Annotated in this window: 16 protein-coding genes; 7 read left to right on the top strand and 9 right to left on the bottom strand. The window is 68.0% G+C overall.

Translation table 11 applies throughout. The features are described 5' to 3' along the window. Nucleotides 1-33: 33 nt before the first annotated feature. Nucleotides 34-1311 (top strand): amidohydrolase family protein, encoded by a 1278-nt coding sequence (locus AC0B44_RS17895; protein WP_471904166.1) that lies wholly within the window; start codon nt 34-36, stop codon nt 1309-1311. A gap of 132 nt (nt 1312-1443) precedes the next feature. Here the strand turns inward: AC0B44_RS17895 and glnA are convergent, their stop codons facing one another. Beyond that, nucleotides 1444-2880 (bottom strand): type I glutamate--ammonia ligase, encoded by a 1437-nt coding sequence (gene glnA / locus AC0B44_RS17890; protein WP_471904165.1) that lies wholly within the window; start codon nt 2878-2880, stop codon nt 1444-1446. Between the two features lie 210 nt (nt 2881-3090). Here glnA and AC0B44_RS17885 point away from each other — a divergent pair, with 210 nt between their 5' ends. Next, the gene (locus tag AC0B44_RS17885; protein ID WP_471904164.1) at nt 3091-3567 is read left to right on the top strand and encodes an RDD family protein; all 477 of its coding nucleotides are present in this window, start codon (nt 3091-3093) and stop codon (nt 3565-3567) included. Nucleotides 3568-3685: 118 nt separating this feature from the next. Here the strand turns inward: AC0B44_RS17885 and AC0B44_RS17880 are convergent, their stop codons facing one another. The 5 genes from AC0B44_RS17880 to AC0B44_RS17860 all read right to left on the bottom strand — a co-directional run bounded on the left by AC0B44_RS17880 (nt 3686) and on the right by AC0B44_RS17860 (nt 10368). Next, on the bottom strand, nt 3686-4426 hold the full coding sequence (locus AC0B44_RS17880; RefSeq protein ID WP_471904163.1) for a DUF4191 domain-containing protein: 741 nt from the start codon (nt 4424-4426) through the stop codon (nt 3686-3688). A 78-nt stretch (nt 4427-4504) separates the two neighbouring features. After that, the gene (lipA, locus tag AC0B44_RS17875) at nt 4505-5515 is read right to left on the bottom strand and encodes a lipoyl synthase (RefSeq protein WP_471904162.1); all 1011 of its coding nucleotides are present in this window, start codon (nt 5513-5515) and stop codon (nt 4505-4507) included. Between the two features lie 55 nt (nt 5516-5570). Then, a complete protein-coding gene (lipB, locus tag AC0B44_RS17870) occupies nt 5571-6350 on the bottom strand; it encodes a lipoyl(octanoyl) transferase LipB (protein WP_471904161.1) in 780 nt (259 codons plus the stop codon). 129 nt (nt 6351-6479) lie between these two features. Continuing rightward, complete coding sequence (gene sucB, locus AC0B44_RS17865; RefSeq protein WP_471904160.1) at nt 6480-8576, bottom strand: 2-oxoglutarate dehydrogenase, E2 component, dihydrolipoamide succinyltransferase; 2097 nt, start codon at nt 8574-8576, stop codon at nt 6480-6482. Between the two features lie 280 nt (nt 8577-8856). Beyond that, nucleotides 8857-10368 carry a leucyl aminopeptidase gene (locus AC0B44_RS17860; RefSeq protein ID WP_471904159.1) on the bottom strand — a complete coding sequence of 504 codons (1512 nt, stop codon included), beginning with the start codon at nt 10366-10368 and terminating at the stop codon, nt 8857-8859. Nucleotides 10369-10453: 85 nt separating this feature from the next. Between AC0B44_RS17860 and gcvT the strand changes: the two genes are divergently transcribed. Together gcvT and AC0B44_RS17850 are read left to right on the top strand one after the other, a co-directional pair. Then, the gene (gene gcvT / locus AC0B44_RS17855) at nt 10454-11554 is read left to right on the top strand and encodes a glycine cleavage system aminomethyltransferase GcvT (protein WP_471904158.1); all 1101 of its coding nucleotides are present in this window, start codon (nt 10454-10456) and stop codon (nt 11552-11554) included. A 33-nt stretch (nt 11555-11587) separates the two neighbouring features. Beyond that, the gene (locus tag AC0B44_RS17850) at nt 11588-12694 is read left to right on the top strand and encodes a branched-chain amino acid aminotransferase (RefSeq protein ID WP_471904157.1); all 1107 of its coding nucleotides are present in this window, start codon (nt 11588-11590) and stop codon (nt 12692-12694) included. An 88-nt stretch (nt 12695-12782) separates the two neighbouring features. Here AC0B44_RS17850 and AC0B44_RS17845 read toward each other — a convergent pair whose 3' ends face one another. Beyond that, nucleotides 12783-13547, bottom strand: a complete 765-nt coding sequence (locus AC0B44_RS17845; protein ID WP_471904156.1) for an adenosylcobinamide-GDP ribazoletransferase — start codon at nt 13545-13547, stop codon at nt 12783-12785. Further along, nucleotides 13547-14638, bottom strand: coding sequence for a nicotinate-nucleotide--dimethylbenzimidazole phosphoribosyltransferase (gene cobT, locus AC0B44_RS17840; RefSeq protein WP_471904155.1), 1092 nt, complete (start codon nt 14636-14638; stop codon nt 13547-13549). The genes AC0B44_RS17845 and cobT overlap by 1 nt, the downstream gene beginning before the upstream one ends. Before the next feature lie 121 nt (nt 14639-14759). Between cobT and AC0B44_RS17835 the strand changes: the two genes are divergently transcribed. Continuing rightward, nucleotides 14760-15014, top strand: a complete 255-nt coding sequence (locus AC0B44_RS17835) for a hypothetical protein (protein WP_471904154.1) — start codon at nt 14760-14762, stop codon at nt 15012-15014. Here the strand turns inward: AC0B44_RS17835 and AC0B44_RS17830 are convergent. Continuing rightward, nucleotides 15011-15682 carry a DUF3043 domain-containing protein gene (locus AC0B44_RS17830; RefSeq protein ID WP_471904153.1) on the bottom strand — a complete coding sequence of 224 codons (672 nt, stop codon included), beginning with the start codon at nt 15680-15682 and terminating at the stop codon, nt 15011-15013. The genes AC0B44_RS17835 and AC0B44_RS17830 overlap by 4 nt on opposite strands. A 158-nt stretch (nt 15683-15840) precedes the next feature. On the opposite strand from AC0B44_RS17830, the gene AC0B44_RS17825 reads away from it, so the two are divergent. Both AC0B44_RS17825 and AC0B44_RS17820 read left to right on the top strand, forming a co-directional pair. Continuing rightward, entirely contained in the window at nt 15841-16191 is a 351-nt protein-coding gene (locus AC0B44_RS17825) for an iron-sulfur cluster assembly accessory protein (RefSeq protein ID WP_072699147.1), read from the top strand. 127 nt (nt 16192-16318) lie between these two features. Next, nucleotides 16319-17287 (top strand): carbohydrate kinase family protein, encoded by a 969-nt coding sequence (locus tag AC0B44_RS17820; protein ID WP_471904152.1) that lies wholly within the window; start codon nt 16319-16321, stop codon nt 17285-17287. Nucleotides 17288-17445 lie beyond the last annotated feature (158 nt).

Here is a 17445-nt window from a genome sequence, read left to right as displayed (position 1 = left end):
CTGGTTGCAGGACTGGGCTCGTGCGTCCTCGTCGTGAGCGCCGCAGTGTGGTTCGAGACGACGTCGTACCGCCCGAGCGTGCAAGAGCACGCAGGTGACCTGGCGCTGGTCGGTGGAACAGTATTGACCGGCGATTCCCTCACGTCCGTCACGGATGGGGTCGTGTTGATCCGTGACGGAGTGATCACCGACGTCGGTAGGGCGGGGGAGGTGACGCCTCCTGCGGGCGCAACGGTGGTCGACGTCAGCGGATACACGGTGTCACCCGGGCTCGTCGACATGCACGTCCACCTCGGATCACCGGACCTGGAGGTGGGGGAGGAGCCCGGGGTGAGTGCGACGGTGCAGGCCGTCCTGGAGACGGTGCGGTTCGCTCCCGGGTATCGACGGTCGGCTCTGGAACACGGTGTCACGACGGTGCGCAGCCTCGGTGACGAACTCGGCTGGGTCTCGGACATGCGCAGCCAGGTCGCCGGCGGTGAGCTCGAGGGGCCACGAATCGTGATGTCCGGCCCGTTGTTCACCACGCGGGGTGGGCATCCCGTCGCGACCGTCGGTACCGATGCCGACTCCGACACGGTCCGGCTTCCCTCCGGTCCACAGGAGGCACGTTCGATGGTCCGTGCACTGGCACTCGATGGGGATGCTGTCGATGTCACCAAGGTGGTGCAGGACCGCGGATCCGGGGACAGGCCGTTGGATCCGCTTCCGCTGGACACATTGCGAGCGATAGTGGAGGAAGCGCACCTGCACGGACTGCCGGTGACGGCGCACTGGGGCACGCTGCGGGACCTCGACGACGTGCTCTCGGTGGGTGTGGACGGCCTCGAACACATCGAATCTCGCGACCTGCTCGGAGGGTGGCCCGACGATGTGCTTGCCCGCCTCCTCGCGGCGGACGTGCCTATCACCGCCGGCGTGGTGGTGTCGGAGGCTGCTCTGGCGGAAGGGGATGTCCCCAGCGCCGTCTCGGCGCTCCAGGCCAGGGTGGGTGAGTTTCATGCCGCCGGCGGACGCGTGGTCGTCGGCAGCGATGCCGCCCGGCCGGGTGTTCGGTTCGGTGCAGGCGTCCACCGGGAGTTGAAGCTGTTGGTGGAGGCCGGAATGAGCCCGCGGGAGGCCCTTCACGCTGCGACGGTCGAACCCGCGCGAGTTCTGGGCGTGACCGACTACGGACTCATCGCATCCGGCATGTCCGCGGATCTCGTTGTCGTGGAAGGTGATCCGACCTCGGATATCGATGCGATCAGCAAGGTGATGGTCGTGGTGCGAGACGGCCGTTTGGTGGTGGATCGCCGCGACCCCGCCTGACCGAACCGAATCCTCCACTAGCCGTGGTCCTGAAACGAAACCGGTCCGCCCGCCCGAGGAGGGCGAGCGGACCGGTTCCTTGGACGGCGAACCTCTTGCGAAGAGAGGCTCGGTAGCCGGCGACCGACGGACTCAGCAGTCGAAGTACAGCTGGAACTCGTACGGGTGCGGGCGCAGGTTGACCGGAGCGATCTCCTGCTCACGCTTGAGCGAGATCCAGGTCTCGATCAGGTCGGTGGTGAACACGCCGCCCTCGGTGAGGTACTCGTGGTCGGCCTCGAGGCGGTCGATGACCGCGTTGAGCGACGTCGGAGCCTGCGGGATGTTCTTGGCCTCCTCCGGCGGAAGCTCGTAGAGGTCCTTGTCGACCGGAGCCATCGGCTCGATCTTCTTCTTGATACCGTCCAGGCCGGCCATCATCTGCGCGGCGAAGTTCAGGTACGGGTTACCCGAGGAGTCGGGCGCGCGGAACTCGAGACGCTTGGCCTTCGGGTTGTTGCCCGTGATCGGGATACGGACCGCAGCCGAACGGTTGCGCTGGCTGTAGACGAGGTTGATCGGCGCCTCGTAGCCCGGAACCAGGCGGTGGTACGAGTTGATCGTCGGGTTGGTGAACGCGAGCAGCGACGGCGCATGGTGCAGGATGCCGCCGATGTACCAGCGGGCGAGGTCGGACAGGCCCGCGTAGCCGGACTCGTCGTGGAACAGCGGCTTGCCGTCCTTCCACAGCGACTGGTGGACGTGCATGCCCGAGCCGTTGTCACCGAAGAGCGGCTTCGGCATGAAGGTGGCGGTCTTGCCGTTCTTCCACGCCGTGTTCTTGACGATGTACTTGAACAGCTGCAGGTCGTCGGCTGCCGAGAGCAGCGTGTTGAACTTGTAGTTGATCTCGGCCTGGCCGCCGGTGCCGACCTCGTGGTGGGCGCGCTCGAGCTCGAAGCCCGCGAGCTGCAGGTTGGTGGAGATCTCGTCGCGCAGGTCCACGTAGTGGTCGTACGGAGCGACGGGGAAGTAGCCGCCCTTCGGGCGAACCTTGTAGCCACGGTTCGGGGTGCCGTCGGCGTTGTAGTCCACGCCGGTGTTCCATGCTCCGGAGATCGAGTCGACCTCGTAGAACGAGCCGTTCATCTTGGAGTCGTAGGAGACGGAGTCGAAGATGTAGAACTCGGCCTCGGCACCGAAGTACGCCGTGTCGGCGATGCCGGTGCTGATCAGGTACTCTTCGGCCTTCCGCGCGACGTTACGAGGGTCGCGGGAGTACGACTCGCGGGTGAACGGGTCGTGGACGAAGAAGCTGACGTTGAGGGTCTTGGCTGCACGGAAGGGGTCGATGCGCGCGGTGGTCACGTCCGGGAGCAGGAGCATGTCCGACTCGTGGATGGACTGGAAGCCACGCACGGACGAGCCGTCGAACGCCAGGCCGTCCTCGAAGACGTCCTGATTGAACGCCTTCGCCGGGATCGAGAAGTGCTGCTCGATGCCGGGCAGGTCGGTGAATCGGATATCCACGTACTCGACGTTTTCGTCCGCGATGTACTTGATGACCTCTTCGGCCGTGGTGAACGCCACGCTTGTGCTCCTTCAGTCGGTGCGCGCCATGGTGGTGGGGCGCCTGCGTCGGATCAGACGGTATGGACCTGGTGTTGCCCGCCCATCAAACCTATGTTTCGGCGGTGTTACGCCTCGCATTGCCCCCGCTATGAGGGCAGAAACGTGGTAGAAGTCACCGCCGGTACATGGGATCGTGGTGATCCGCAGCGACCAGCCTATCCTGGACGTATGGCACGAATGACGGGCAGTTGGCTTTCCGGACCTTCTGCGGCGCTCCCGAAGGGGCAGCAACAAGAGCAGGCGTACCCCGGCGAACTGCTCGGTCTTCCCCAGCACGGTCCCGGGTCTCTCGTTTCGACGGCGCGGCGTGTGCTGGCTCTGTCGCTCGACTGGTTCCTGTCGCTGGCGATCGCGGCGAGCCTGGTCGGGGAGAACCCGCTCGAGAGCTCGCGGCTCTCGGGATACACGTTGATCATCTGGTTCGTGGTCGGTGTCGTGAGCGTCACGCTGTTCTCGTTCACTCCCGGCCAGTTCATCGCAGGGGTGCGGGTCATCCGGGTGGATGCGCCCGCTCGGGTCGGCATCGTCCGGGCGCTCGCACGTCAGGTGCTCATCGTGTTCGTCGTCCCCGCGACCGTTACCGATGTCGACGGCCGTGGCATGCACGACCGCGCGACCGGAACCGCGATCGTCAGCGCCCGCTAGTCGCTTCCGTCGTCTGCGTCCGCTGGGCGCACCCAGTCGTACAACGACGACCGCCTCCGATTCACGTCGTGAATCGGAGGCGGTCGTCTCGGGGTGAGGGGTCGTTCGGGACCGAGGGTCAGCGGCGGCGGATCGTGCGCTGCACGCTGCGCATCTTCGCTCCGGCGGGCAGCGGACCCTTCGGCATGGCCGGTCCGGTCTTCTTGGTGCTGAGCGCCGACAGCCGGCCCTCGATGGTGTCCATACGCTTGTTGTCGATGTTGCGGGGCAGCTTCGACAGGTGCTTCTGCAGCTGCGACAGCTTGACCTGGCCCTCCTCGTTGCCCACGACCACCTCGTAGATCGGGGTGTCGCCGACGAGGCGGGAGACGCGCTTCTTCTCCTGCGCCATCAGCCCGCGGACGCGGCCGGCGTTGCCCTCACCGACGAGGATGACGCCCGGACGGCCGATCACGCGGTGGACCGCGTCGAGCTGCGTGGTGCCCGCAACGGCCTGGGTGACGCGCCAGGCGCCCTGAAGATTGTCGAGAGCCCACGCTGCTGCGCCGGCCTGTCCGTCGGCCTTCGTGTACACCGTCTTCTGGACACGGCGTCCGAAGATGATGAAGGCGAGAAGCACGCCGACGAGGATGCCGATGGGCAACAGGAACCACTGGAGCCCGAAGATCAAACCGATGAGGAAGAACACCACGATCGAGGCGACGAGCGCCCCGATCATCCACGGAAGGAGAAGCTTGTCTTCCTTGCGCTGAATTTGGAACGCCTGCCACAACTGGCCGCGACGCTCCTTCGACGCCTGCTTCTTTGCGGCTTTCGCCGCAGCCTTCGCTTCCTTGTCGCTGCTACTGCCCTTGGCCATACCCCCAAGGATACGGCCCCGGCAGAGGCGTATTCGCCACCACCGGGGCCGATCACACAGCGTCGCTGTTACGGAGTGTCAGCTACCGAATCGGGCCAGGACCGAACCGGCTTCCTGGGAGGCGGTGCCTTCCTCGGCGAGATGCGCCTGGGCTGCGGGAAGTTCGCGGCCGTGATGCGCCATCGCCTGCGCGTACAGACGACCCGCGCGGTACGACGAGCGCACCAGCGGTCCGGCCATCACACCGGCGAAGCCGATGGCACGGGCGGTGTCGGAGTGCTCGACGAACTCCTCGGGCTTGACCCACCGCTCCACGGGATGGTGCCGCGGCGACGGACGAAGGTACTGGGTGATGGTGATGATGTCGCACCCGGCGTCGTGGAGGTCGTGCAGCGCCTGGGTGACCTCTTCGGGGGTCTCGCCCATACCCAGGATCAGGTTGGACTTGGTGACCAGACCGAATTCGCGGGCGGCGGTGATCACGTCGAGCGACCGCTGGTAGCGGAAGGCCGGGCGGATCCGCTTGAAGATCCGCGGCACCGTCTCGACGTTGTGGGCGAGCACCTCCGGACGGGACTCGAACACCTCGCGCAGGAGTTCGGGCTTGCCGTTGAAGTCGGGAATGAGGTTCTCGACACCGGTGCCGGGGTTCAGTTCGTGGATCTGCCGCACGGTTTCGGCGTACAGCCACGCGCCGCCGTCGGGCAGGTCGTCGCGGGCGACACCGGTGATCGTCGAGTAGCGCAGGCCCATCACCTGAACGGATTCGGCGACACGGCGCGGTTCGTCACGGTCGAGCGCCGCGGGCTTGCCGGTGTCGATCTGGCAGAAGTCGCAGCGGCGCGTGCACTGTTCACCACCGATCAGGAACGTCGCCTCACGGTCTTCCCAGCATTCGTAGATGTTGGGGCACCCGGCCTCTTCGCAGACCGTGTGCAGGCCCTCGCGTCGTACGAGCCCTTTGAGTTCGGTGTACTCCGGGCCCATCTTCGCCCGGGTCTTGATCCAGTTCGGTTTACGTTCGATCGGCGTCTGCGCGTTTCGGGTCTCGATCCGGAGCAGTTTGCGTCCTTCTGGGGCCACAGTCACGTCCTCGATCGTACGCCCGCGCTCGCGCCGGGACCCGGTCGGGGAGCGCGGCAGGTCAGAACCTCAGAGTGGTGAATTCCGGGGCGGTCGAAGAACCTTCGGACGCGGCGACGGCCTCCTCGAACGTGACCCGGTCGATCTCCGCGGCGGTGACGGGGATACGTCCGTCGAGCGCCCCGAGCACAGCCTCGGTCACGACCGGTGTGACGTCGTCGATCGTGATCTCCCGGCCGAGTTCACCCGTCAGCGAGGCGACACCGGCGTCGCGGATCCCGCACGGCACGATCGAGTCGAACGCGTCGAGCGCGGAATTGCAGTTGAGGGAGAAGCCGTGCATCGTGACGCCGCGCTGCACGCGGATACCGATCGCGGCGATCTTCCGTTCGGGCAACCACCGGCCGTCGCGCAGTTCCGCGGGCAGCCACACGCCGGACCTGCCGTCGATGCGCCCGCAGGTCAGACCCAGGTCGGTGCACACGGTGATGAGCGCCTGTTCGATCCGCCGGACGTACCCGACGACGTCGATGGGTTCGGCGAGTTTGACGATCGGATACCCGACGAGCTGGCCCGGGCCGTGCCAGGTGATCTTTCCGCCCCGGTCGACGTCGATGACGGGGGTGCCGTCGCTGGGACGGTCGCAGTCCTCGGTGCGCCTACCGGCCGTGTAGACGGGCGGATGTTCGAGCAGCAGCAAGGTATCGGAGCAGGTGCCGTCGGCGCGCGCGTTGAGAATCTCACGCTGCCGCTCCCATGCCTCGACGTAACCGATCGTGCCGAGGTGCACCACGGAGACCGGTGAGATGTCGGAACGGGCGGACGCGGTGGCGTTGCTCATGTCTTCGGACCTTACGCCGGTCGGGTTCGGGCGGAGCGGCCTGTACCGGTGCCGGACAGCAGAAAGCGGGGGTTCCGTCGTGACGCGGAACCCCCGCTTCCGTGGAGCGCGGCTGTGACCTTCAGGCCGTCACAGGCCGAGGTCGGCCTCGAACGCGGCTTCCTCGAGACGATGCTTGATCGTCGTCAGGAAACGACCGGCGTCGGCGCCGTCGATGAGCCGGTGATCGTAGGTGAGTGGCAGGTAGCACATCGACCGGACGCCGATCGACTCGTTGCCGGTCTCGTCGGTCACCACGACCGGGCGCTTGACGATCGCGCCCGTGCCCAGCATCGCGGCCTGCGGCGGCACCAGAATCGGGGTGTCGAACAAGGCGCCCTGGCTTCCGATGTTGGTGATCGTGAACGTTCCGCCGGCCAGCTCGTCGGGCTTGAGCCCGCCGCCGCGCGTGCGCTTGGCGAGGTCGGCGATGGCCCGTGCCAGCCCGGCCAGTGACAGGTCGCCGGCGTTGTGGATCACGGGGGAGAGCAGGCCCTGCTCGGTGTCCACGGCGATACCGAGGTGCTCGGCCGCGTGGTACGTGATCTCCTTCTTGCCTTCGTCGAACGAGGCGTTGACGTTCGGGTGGGCCCGAAGTGCCTCGACGACTGCCTTCGCGAAGAACGGCAGGAAGGTCAGGTTCACGCCTTCACGCTCGGCGAACGACTTCTTCGCCTGCGCCCGCAGCTGCGCGATCTTGGTCATGTCGACCTCGAACGTCTGCGTGAGCTGTGCGGTGGTCTGCAGCGACTCGACGGTCTTCTTGGCCGTGATCTGACGGATCCGGTTGACCTTCTGCGTGGTTCCGCGCAGATCTGCCAGTTCGGGACGCACGCCCGGTGCGGCACCGGACGGAGCGGCCGCCTTGGCGGGAGCCTTCTGCTGGGCAGCGGGTGCCTTCTTGGCCTCGGCTGCGGCCAGCACGTCCTGCTTGCGGATGCGGCCACCGACACCGGTGCCCTTGACACTGGCCAGGTCGACGCCGTGCTCCGCGGCGAGCTTGCGCACGAGGGGAGTGACGTACGGGCTGGATCCGTTGGACGAGGTCGACGAGGCCACTGCCTGCGGCGCCGGGGCCGTCGCAGCCTGTTCTGCCTTCGGAGCGGGGGCAGGCTTGCTCTCCGCGGGCTTCTCGGCCGGCTTTGGAGTCTCCTTGGGAGCTTCCTGCTTGGGCTCTTCCTGCTTGGGAGCGGGCTTCACCTCGGGCTCGGCAGGCTTCTCGGCGGGAGCCTCGGAGCCGATGACGGCGAGCTGTCCACCGACCTCGACGGTCTCGTCTTCCTGCGCGGTGATCTCGGTGAGGATGCCGGCGACGGGCGAGGGGATCTCGGTGTCGACCTTGTCGGTGGAGACCTCGAGGAGGGGTTCGTCGACCGCCACTTCGTCGCCGACAGCCTTGAGCCACCGGGTGACGGTGCCTTCGGTGACGGACTCGCCCAGTGCGGGCATGGTGACGGGGGTGCCTTCGCCGCTGCCACCGGACTTCGCCGGGGCAGACTGCTCGGACTGCTTCGGCTCGGGCGCAGCCTCCTCTGACGGAGCCTCGGCTGCCGGTGCAGAGGAAGGCTCGTCCGCGGGCTTCTCGGCGGGAGCCTCGGAGCCGATGACGGCGAGCTGTCCACCGACCTCGACGGTCTCGTCTTCCTGCGCGGTGATCTCGGTGAGGATGCCGGCGACGGGCGAGGGGATCTCGGTGTCGACCTTGTCGGTGGAGACCTCGAGGAGGGGTTCGTCGACCGCCACTTCGTCGCCGACAGCCTTGAGCCACCGGGTGACGGTGCCTTCGGTGACGGACTCGCCCAGTGCGGGCATGGTGACGGGGGTGCCTTCGCCGCTGCCACCGGACTTCGCCGGGGCAGACTCCGCGGGAGCTTCCTCTGCTGCCGGTTCTTCGGCGGGCTGTTCTTCGGCGGACTCTTCTGCAGGTGCGGCGTCGTCGGCGGACTCGCCGGCGTCACCGATCACAGCGAGTTCGCCGCCGATCTCGACCGTGTCGTCTTCCTGAGCGACGATCTTGACCAGGACGCCTGCTGCGGGCGAGGGGATCTCGGTGTCGACCTTGTCAGTGGAGACTTCGAGCAAGGGCTCGTCGACATCGACCGTGTCTCCTTCCTGCTTGAGCCATCGCGTGACAGTTCCCTCGGTGACGCTTTCACCAAGCGCTGGCATCTGGACGGAGAAGGCCATGTCTGTTGACTCCTCGACGGTTGTGTTCGTGTGTGTTGAGTTGTACCGACTCGTGGTCGACAACCATTGTGTGGTCGTCACCATTGTGCTCGAGGCCGGGGACTCGTGCGGGTGCTTCAGGGGTAGACGGACCGCTGCCCAAGCGAGGCATGGCCGTATCCATCCTTGCACTCATCGCCTGGAAGCGTTCGAGGAGGGGGAGGCGGTCCCACCCCTCGGACGGTGCGCGCCCGGCTCTTCGCGGATGGTGCCGCGGGGAGCAGGGCGCGCCCGGTGCGGGTCAGCCGCGTTCGGCGATGTCCTCGATGACGGTGATCATCGTGCGCACCGGCACCCCGGTTCCGCCCTTTCCGACGTACCCGAAGGGACCGCCGGTGTTGAACGCCGGACCGGCCACGTCGATGTGAGCCCACTGCACGCCCTCGGCGACGAACTCCTTCAGGAACAGCCCGGCGGCGAGCATCCCGCCCCACCGGTGCGGAGTGACGTTCGCGAGATCCGCGACCCGCGATTCGAGGTCGCCGCGCAGTTCTGCCGGCAACGGCATCGGCCAGCCGTTCTCCCCGACCTCCTGGGACAGTGCCGCGACCCGGTCGCGGAACTCCTCGGTGCCCATCACGCCGGGGGTGCGGTTACCCAGGGCGACCATCTGGGCGCCGGTGAGCGTCGCGGTGTCGATGAGGTAGTCGGGTCCGTCCTCGCACGCACGCACGATCGCGTCGGCGAGGATCAGGCGACCCTCGGCGTCGGTGTTGATGACCTCGACGGTGGTTCCGCCGTACTGAGTCAGCACGTCGCCGGGGCGCTGCGCGGTCGAAGACGGCATGTTCTCGGCCATCGGGACGGTAGCGACGACATCTGCGGCTACACCGAGTTTCGCGGCGAGCACCACGGTGGCGACAACCGCGGCGGCACCGGCCATGTCGGAGGTCATCGCTTCCATGCCGGCGGCGGGCTTGATGGAGATGCCACCGGTGTCGAACGTGACGCCCTTGCCCACGAGGGCGATCTTCGGCGCCTTGCGCTTCTTCGCGGAGTACGACAACCGCACCAGGCGCGGCGGACGCGAGGACCCCTTGCCGACGCCGACGATCCCGCCGAAACCCTGCTTCTCGAGGGCCTTCTCGTCGAGCACCTCGACCTTGAGTCCGGCGGCTTCACCGAGCGCCTTCGCGCGTGCGGCGAACTCGGCCGGGTAGAGGTGGCTCGGCGGGGTGTTGACGAACTCGCGGGCGGTCGCCACGGCCTCGGCGATCGCGGTGGCGCGGGCGAGGGTCGCCTTCGCCGCGCGGTCGCGCACGGACGGGACGAGCAGTTCGATCCGGGTGGCGTGGCGCGCGTCGTCCTTCGGGGCGGACTTCGCCGAGCGGAACTCGGTGAACGTGTAGGAGCCGAGCGCGAAACCCTCCGCGGCAGCACCGAGATCGACCGACGACAACGTGGTTGCGACCGTCTCCACGCCGGTCAGCGCTCGGGCGGCCGCACCGGCGGAGCGTCGCACCTGCTCGGCGTCGATGCGGTCCGCTGCTCCGAGACCGACGGCGAGAACGCTCGCGACGGGCAGGCCCGCAGGTGCGGGCACCCGGGTGAGTTCTTCGCTGCGGCCCGTGGCGCCTACCGCCTGCAGCGTGTCGAGCAGTTCTCCGAGCAGCGACTCGTCGACGGGGCCGTCACCGAAGAGGATCTCGGCGCCGTTGTCGGACGAGGTGAGTCCGATGACGAGCACCTCGGCTCGCTTGGATACCGAACCGGCGAGTGCGAGTTCGGGAAGTACGGGGGTCGGTGTGCTCACAGGCAACTCCTAGGAAGCGGGGGTGATGCCTCGATGCTAGTGACCACCCACCGGACGGTGGCAGCGGTGGGATAGCGTCGGCGCCATGAGTGACGAGGAACTCCAGCAGGGGCCCATCCATGCCGTCCATGTCGAACTCGGCGCCACCTTCGCGCCGTTCGGTGGGTGGGAGATGCCCGTGTCGTATGCCGGGACGGTGGCCGAGCACACCGCGGTCCGCGAGGCCGTGGGACTGTTCGATGTCAGCCACCTGGGCAAGGCCCTGGTGACCGGTCCGGGTGCCGCCGAGTTCGTGAATGCCGCGCTCACCAACGATCTTGCCAAGATCGGCCCCGGCAAGGCGCAGTACACGCTGTGCTGCACGGAAACCGGCGGCGTCACAGACGATCTCATCGTCTACTACGTCTCCGACGAAGAACTGTTCCTCGTCCCCAACGCCGCGAACACCGCTGCCGTCGTCGCAGCACTCGTCGCCGCGGCGCCGGACGGTGTGAGCGTGACGGACCAGCATCGCGACTACGCGGTGTTCGCCGTGCAGGGACCGCGGTCCGAGGACGTACTCGCCGGCCTCGGGTTGCCGACCGACATCGAATACATGGGCTTCGTGGACGCGGACTATCAGGGCAGGCCGGTACGGGTGTGCCGCAGCGGATACACCGGTGAACGCGGTTACGAGGTGCTGCCGCGATGGGGCGACGCGGAAATCCTGTTCCGGGCGCTCACCGAATCGGTCCGCGCCGCCGGTGGACAGGTTGCGGGCCTCGGCGCCCGCGACACGCTGCGCACGGAGATGGGCTACGCGTTGCACGGCCACGAACTGTCCCTCGACATCACGCCCGTGCAGGCCCGGGTGGGATGGGCCGTCGGATGGAAGAAGCCGCAGTTCTGGGGCCGCGACGCCCTCGTCGCAGAGAAGGAAGCCGGACCTGCACGACGGCTGTGGGGGCTCCGCGCCCTCGACCGAGGCGTGCTGCGGCAGGGCCTGACGGTCTCGCACGACGGGCAACCGATCGGGGAGACCACGTCCGGGACCTTCTCGCCCACGCTCAAGGTCGGGATCGCCCTCGCGCTGCTCGACACCGCGCCGGGAATTGCGGCCGGAGACGAGGTCACCGTGGACGTGCGAGGCCGGTCGTTGCGGGCCGAAATCGTCAGCCCGCCGTTCGTGGAAGACCACACCAAGTAGGTTCCCTCCGGCTGATTGTTAGGATTGTCGTTCATGACAGGTGTCCTCGATTTCGTCCGCGTCCCGCATCCCTCCCCGAGCACCGCGGAGCGACGACAGGAGATTCTGTCCGAGCCCGGTTTCGGCCAGTACTTCACCGATCACATGGTGTCGATCACCTACACCGAAGGTGTCGGCTGGCACGACGCGAAGGTCGAGCCGTACGCCCCGATCCAGATCGACCCGGCGGCGATGGTTCTGCACTACGGGCAGGCGATCTTCGAAGGACTCAAGGCGTACCGGCAGGCGGACGGCAGCATCAAGTCGTTCCGGGTGTCCGCCAACGCGGCACGGATGAACCGGTCCGCCGAGCGCCTGGCCATGCCGTACCTGCCGCCGGAGTTGTTCGAGAAGTCGGTGCGCGAACTGCTCGACATCGACCACGAGTGGGTTCCCGCGGCGGGCGGCGAGGAGTCGCTGTACCTGCGGCCCTTCATGTTCGCGACCGAGCCTGCGCTCGGCGTGCGCCCCGCCAAGGAATACCGGTACCTCCTCATCGCCTCTCCCGCGGGCGCGTACTTCCCGCGCGGCGTGCGGCCGGTGAGCGTGTGGCTCTCGCGTGAATACGTGCGCGCCTCGCCCGGTGGCACCGGCGCCGCGAAGTTCGCCGGCAACTATGCGGCCTCGCTCGTCGCACAGGCGCACGCCGCCGAGCAGGGTTGCGACCAGGTCGTGTGGCTCGACGCGATCGAGCGCAAGTACGTCGAGGAGATGGGCGGGATGAACCTGTACTTCGTGTACGGGTCCGGCGCGGATGCACGCCTCGTCACCCCGGAACTGTCCGGATCGTTGCTGCCCGGCATCACCCGCGACTCGCTGCTGACCCTCGCCAAGGATTCCGGACTGGTCGTGGACGAGCAGCGGATCAGCACCGACGAGTGGCGTGAGAAGGCCGCGAGCGGTGAGATCACCGAGGTGTTCGCGTGTGGAACCGCGGCCGTCATCACCCCGGTCGGCCGGATCAAGGACAAGCACGGCGAGTTCACCATCGGTGACGGAGAGCCCGGTCCCATCACGATGGCGCTGCGCGACACGCTGACCGGCATCCAGCGCGGAACCTTCGCCGACACGCACGGCTGGATGACGACGCTGCACGCATAGATCTGCAGTAAGAAAAGGCCGCGACCGTACCGACGGTCGCGGCCTTTCTGTTCGGGTCGGGCTGTTTTTCGGTCGGGGGAGTTGCTCGTCAGAGCGCGATCGCAGCTACCAGAGCGACGGCCGCGACCGTGCCCTCCAGCGCCGCACCGAGCACGTCGCCGTTGAGTCCGCCGAATCGGCGGGCGCAGTGCTGCACGAACAGCACCGTCAGCAGCAGTGTCACGAGAACGGCCACCGGTCCGAGCCACGGCACCGCAGGTGTGGCGAGGACGGCGGCGGCGATCACCGCGACCGTCCAGAGCGCGATCGGCACCGGGCCCTGTGTGTCGGCGACGAGGCTGCCGAATCGGCTACCCGGAGCAGCGGGGATGCCCCGCCGGCACGCGAGAACCACCGCGACCCGGCCCGCGACCACCGCGACGACGATGGCTACCCATCCGCCGTCGTCCGCGAGCGCGCCGAACGCCGTCGCCTGGATGCCCAGTACGACGATCAGCGCAACGACGCCGAACGGACCCGCGCCGCCACTGTGCATGACTTCGCGGGCACGTTCGGGCGGTCCGTAACATCCGAGTCCGTCGGCGGTGTCGCTCAGGCCGTCGACGTGCATCCCGCGGGTTCCGACGGCGAGCACACCTACACCGAGCAGGCCCGCGGCGAAGACCGGCGCACCTGCGATGCACGCGAGCCAGGACACCGCTGCTGCCGCGACGCCCAGCACGACACCGGCGACGGGCGCGGCGGAGATCGCCCGGCCGGCGACCGCCTTGTCGATGTCATGCGGTCCGCGCACCGGGAGAACGGTGAGCCAGGAGAGGGCCAAGGACACGCCCTCGATCCACCGGCGCATCATCAGCCGAGGGTCTTGGTGGGGGCCTCGTCGCGGGTGCTCACTCCGGCCTCGGAGAAGGTCGCCATGTTCGCCAGGATCTCGACGGCGCCCTGCAGAACAGGAAGGGCGGTCACGGCTCCGGACCCTTCACCCAACCGCATGTTCAGGTCCAGGAGCGGCTCGAGCCGGAGATGGCGCAACGCGATGGTGTGCGCCGGTTCGGCGGACCGGTGACCGGCGACCCACCACCGTGCCGCGCCCGGAGTCAGTTCCTCGGCCACCATCGCCGCAGCGGTCACGACCACGCCGTCGAGGATGACCGGTGTGCGCCGCACCGCAGCCTGCGACAGGTAACCGGCCATCGCGGCGAAATCGGCGCCACCCGCGGTGCGCAGGAGTGCCAGCGGATCCCGGGTGTGCGGACGGGCACGCCGCATGGCGTCGCGGATGGCGGTGACCTTGCGCATCCACCCGGCGTCGTCGACACCGGTACCGCGGCCGACGGCCGCGACGGGCTCGGTGCTGGTGAGCGTGGCGATGAGAACGGTGGCAGGGGTGGTGTTGCCGATGCCCATGTCGCCGGCGATGAGCAGATCGGCGCCTTCGTCGACTTCACGATCGGCGAGTGCGCGGCCCGCCTCGACGGCGCGCACGGTCTCGTCGTGGGTGAGAGCGTCCTCGCGGTCGATGCTGCCGCTCGACCGCCGGATCTTGAATGCGGAGACCTCTCCAGGGGTGTCGCCGTCCACGGCCATGTCGACGACGCGGACACCGGCCCCGGCTGCGGCGGCCAGCACGTTCACCGCTGCGCCACCGGCGGCGAGGTTGGCGACCATCTGTGCTGTCACCTCGGGCGGATACGCGGAGACACCGTTGCGCGCGACTCCGTGGTCACCGGCGAACACGACGACGCGGGGTCGCCGGAACGGGTGCGGCGGGACTTCGCCCTGGCACGCGGCGACCCAGCAACCGAGTTCCTCGAGCCTGCCGAGCGAACCGGCCGGCTTCGTCAGGTCCCGCTGTCGTTCCTCGGCGAGGAGACGCACCTCCCTGTCCGGTGCGGTCAACTGGGGGAACTCGATATCGGCGGGGGAGCCGGGGGTGCTGGTCACAGGTCACCTCTCGCGTGGGGAATCACCGATGACGCTATCAATTCGCCCGGTGGCAGAAATTCGAGGATAGATGTCTTTCCTGCCACTTTTGGACCCTGATCATTCGAAGCAGGCTGGCGATATGACGGACATCATTGTGATCATCGTCTTCCTTCTCGGCCTCGCGGCAGCGCCCGAACTCGGGCGTCTCCTCCCGCCCGCCAGACCCCGGTGGGCCGGCAGGGCGTGGTGGCGGACCAACGCGTTCCGGCCCGGAGAAACACCGGTCCCCGAAACACCGGCCCCAGAAACGCCGCAGCCGCGGCTCCGCCCGTCCGAGGACGAGCAGGCCGCGGCCGGAAGCCACGATGTGTGCCGAGGGGGCGAAGACCTCTAGACGGCGTCGCCGGGCTTGACGCGGGGGAGCGGCGCGCGCAGTTTCCTGATCTGCGATGCACGCACGAACGCGTACCAGCCCAGCCCGAACCCGCCCTGGGCGGAGTCGGGGTAGCGTTCGCGAACCTTCCGGTTCACGAGTCGGCCCAGGTAGATGCCCTCGATGACCATGAGCAGCATCAACAGGAACATCGCCAGCGTGACGTACTGCTGCACTACAGGGCCGAGGAACATCGACATGATCAGCACCAACGCCAGCGGCATGAACAGGCCGACGAGGTTGCGCCGGCTGTCGACGAGGTCGCGGACGTAGGCACGCTCGGGACCGCGGTCGCGGGGAAGCAGGAACTTCTCCTCGCCCGCGAGCATCCGGTTGCGGCGCTCGGAAGCGGCTGCGCGGCGCTCGGCTGCGGCGGCTTTGCGCTGGTCCTTCGACTGCGACTTGCGCGCGGCTTTGCGTCGCTCGCGTGCTTCCTTCGCGGTCATCGGAGCGGGCGCCACCGGGCCGCGCCGGCGGCCTTCGGCATCGCGACGCTTGGGGGTGGGGCGGCCCTTGCCGGTGGTGACCTTCGGGGTGGCGGCGACAGCCTCCCCGTCGGGCAGGGCCTCGGGCACGGGAACCTCGTGGTCGGCGGACTCGTCGGAACCGCCGCGGCGTAGCAACTTCACCCTTCCAATCTATGGGATATTCGCGAGAACGGGTAAATCAGGATGCACTATCACCTTCTCGGGCGGCTCGTGCGAGAGGAATACATCCGGGCGCGGTACCGTTGAGTCATCCGGGTCCGACAGAACCACTGGTCCGACACGAACAACAGGGAGCGCCCATGACTGTGCAGCAAGAAACCGCCACTCACGGCGTCGTCCTGACCGAGGCCGCCGCCTCCAAGGCGAAGGCACTTCTCGATCAGGAGGGCCGTGACGACCTCGCACTGCGTATCGCCGTGCAGCCCGGCGGCTGCGCGGGTCTCCGGTACCAGCTGTTCTTCGACGACCGCAGCCTCGACGGCGACCTGACCGTGGACTTCGGCGGCGTCAAGCTTTCTGTGGACCGTATGAGCGCTCCGTACGTCGAAGGCGCGTCGATCGACTTCGTCGACACCATCGAGAAGCAGGGCTTCACGATCGACAACCCGAACGCCACGGGTTCGTGCGCGTGCGGCGACTCCTTCAACTGAGTCGGTTTCGAGAGGGCCCCGGTGCGAGAGCACCGGGGCCCTCTCGCATCTCCGGGTACCGTGAGGGCGCTACGCGCTCGTCCCCGAGTGCCTCATCGCCCCGATTCCTGCGGAAAGGTTCAGCCACGTGACCATCGCTGTGACCGGCTCCATTGCCACCGATCACCTCATGCGCTTCCCCGGCCGATTCGCCGAGCAGTTGCTCGCCGACCAGCTCGCCCACATCTCGCTGAGCTTCCTGGTGGACGACCTCGTCGTGCGACGAGGCGGTGTCGGCGGCAACATCGCCTTCGCAATGGGCGTGCTCGGCGGTTCGCCGGTGCTCGTGGGCACCGTCGGCGCGGACTTCGCCGAATACCGTGACTGGCTCGAGAAGCACGGAGTGAACTGCTCGTCGGTGCACGTGTCCGACACCGCGCACACGGCACGATTCGTGTGCACCACCGACGAGGACATGGCGCAGATCGCGTCGTTCTACCCGGGCGCGATGTCCGAGGCCCGCGACATCTCCCTCGACGACATCGTGAAAGAACACGGGGTCGACCTCGTGCTCGTCGGTGCCAACGACCCCGATGCCATGATCCGCCACACCGAGGAGTGCCGACGGCTCGGCATCCCGTTCGTCGCGGACCCGTCCCAGCAGCTCGCCCGCCTCGACGGCAAGCAGGCGGCGCAGCTCATCGAGGGCGCCGAGTACCTGTTCACCAACGAATACGAGTGGGGACTGCTCCAGCAGAAGACCGGCCTGACCGAAGACGAGATCGGCGCCATGGTCGGTATGCGGGTCACCACGCTCGGCGGCAACGGCGCGAACATCGTCGACCGCGACGGCAACTGGGTGCACGTCGGCGTCGTCCCGGATCGCGAGAAGGTGGACCCCACCGGTGTCGGTGACGCCTTCCGGGCCGGATTCCTCGTCGCGCACCGCGCCGGGCTGAGCGTCGAACGTGCCGCGCAACTCGGGTCGCTGGTCGCGGTGCACGTCCTCGAGACCACGGGCACGCAGGAATGGACCTTCGATCGGACCGAGGCGCTCGAACGCCTCGCCGGCGCCTACGGTGCGGCGGCGGCAGCCGAGATCGCCGCCGTCCTCTAGCTCACCGGCCACGGCGCCCACAGTGGCAAAAACGGTCGTGGGGGGGGGGGGGGGGGGGGGGGGGGCCCCCCCGGGGGGGGGGGGGGGGGGGGGTTGGGGGGGGGGGGGGGGGGGGCGGGGGCGGGGGGACCACAAGGGGACCGCCCCCAAAAAACAGC

This window comes from Rhodococcus sp. NPDC019050, assembly GCF_055664235.1.
Note: the sequence above shows the minus strand (reverse complement) of the source record. Positions and strands in the feature narration are given on the sequence as shown.

Coding starts and splice junctions, on each gene's coding strand:
- AC0B44_RS17885 (WP_471904164.1), top strand. CDS start 3,091: ATGGCACGAATGACGGGCAGTTGGCTTTCCGGACCTTCTGCGGCGCTC.
- AC0B44_RS17880 (WP_471904163.1), bottom strand. CDS start 4,426: ATGGCCAAGGGCAGTAGCAGCGACAAGGAAGCGAAGGCTGCGGCGAAA.
- lipB (WP_471904161.1), bottom strand. CDS start 6,350: ATGAGCAACGCCACCGCGTCCGCCCGTTCCGACATCTCACCGGTCTCC.
- sucB (WP_471904160.1), bottom strand. CDS start 8,576: ATGGCCTTCTCCGTCCAGATGCCAGCGCTTGGTGAAAGCGTCACCGAG.
- gcvT (WP_471904158.1), top strand. CDS start 10,454: ATGAGTGACGAGGAACTCCAGCAGGGGCCCATCCATGCCGTCCATGTC.
- AC0B44_RS17850 (WP_471904157.1), top strand. CDS start 11,588: ATGACAGGTGTCCTCGATTTCGTCCGCGTCCCGCATCCCTCCCCGAGC.
- AC0B44_RS17845 (WP_471904156.1), bottom strand. CDS start 13,547: ATGATGCGCCGGTGGATCGAGGGCGTGTCCTTGGCCCTCTCCTGGCTC.
- AC0B44_RS17835 (WP_471904154.1), top strand. CDS start 14,760: ATGACGGACATCATTGTGATCATCGTCTTCCTTCTCGGCCTCGCGGCA.
- AC0B44_RS17825 (WP_072699147.1), top strand. CDS start 15,841: ATGACTGTGCAGCAAGAAACCGCCACTCACGGCGTCGTCCTGACCGAG.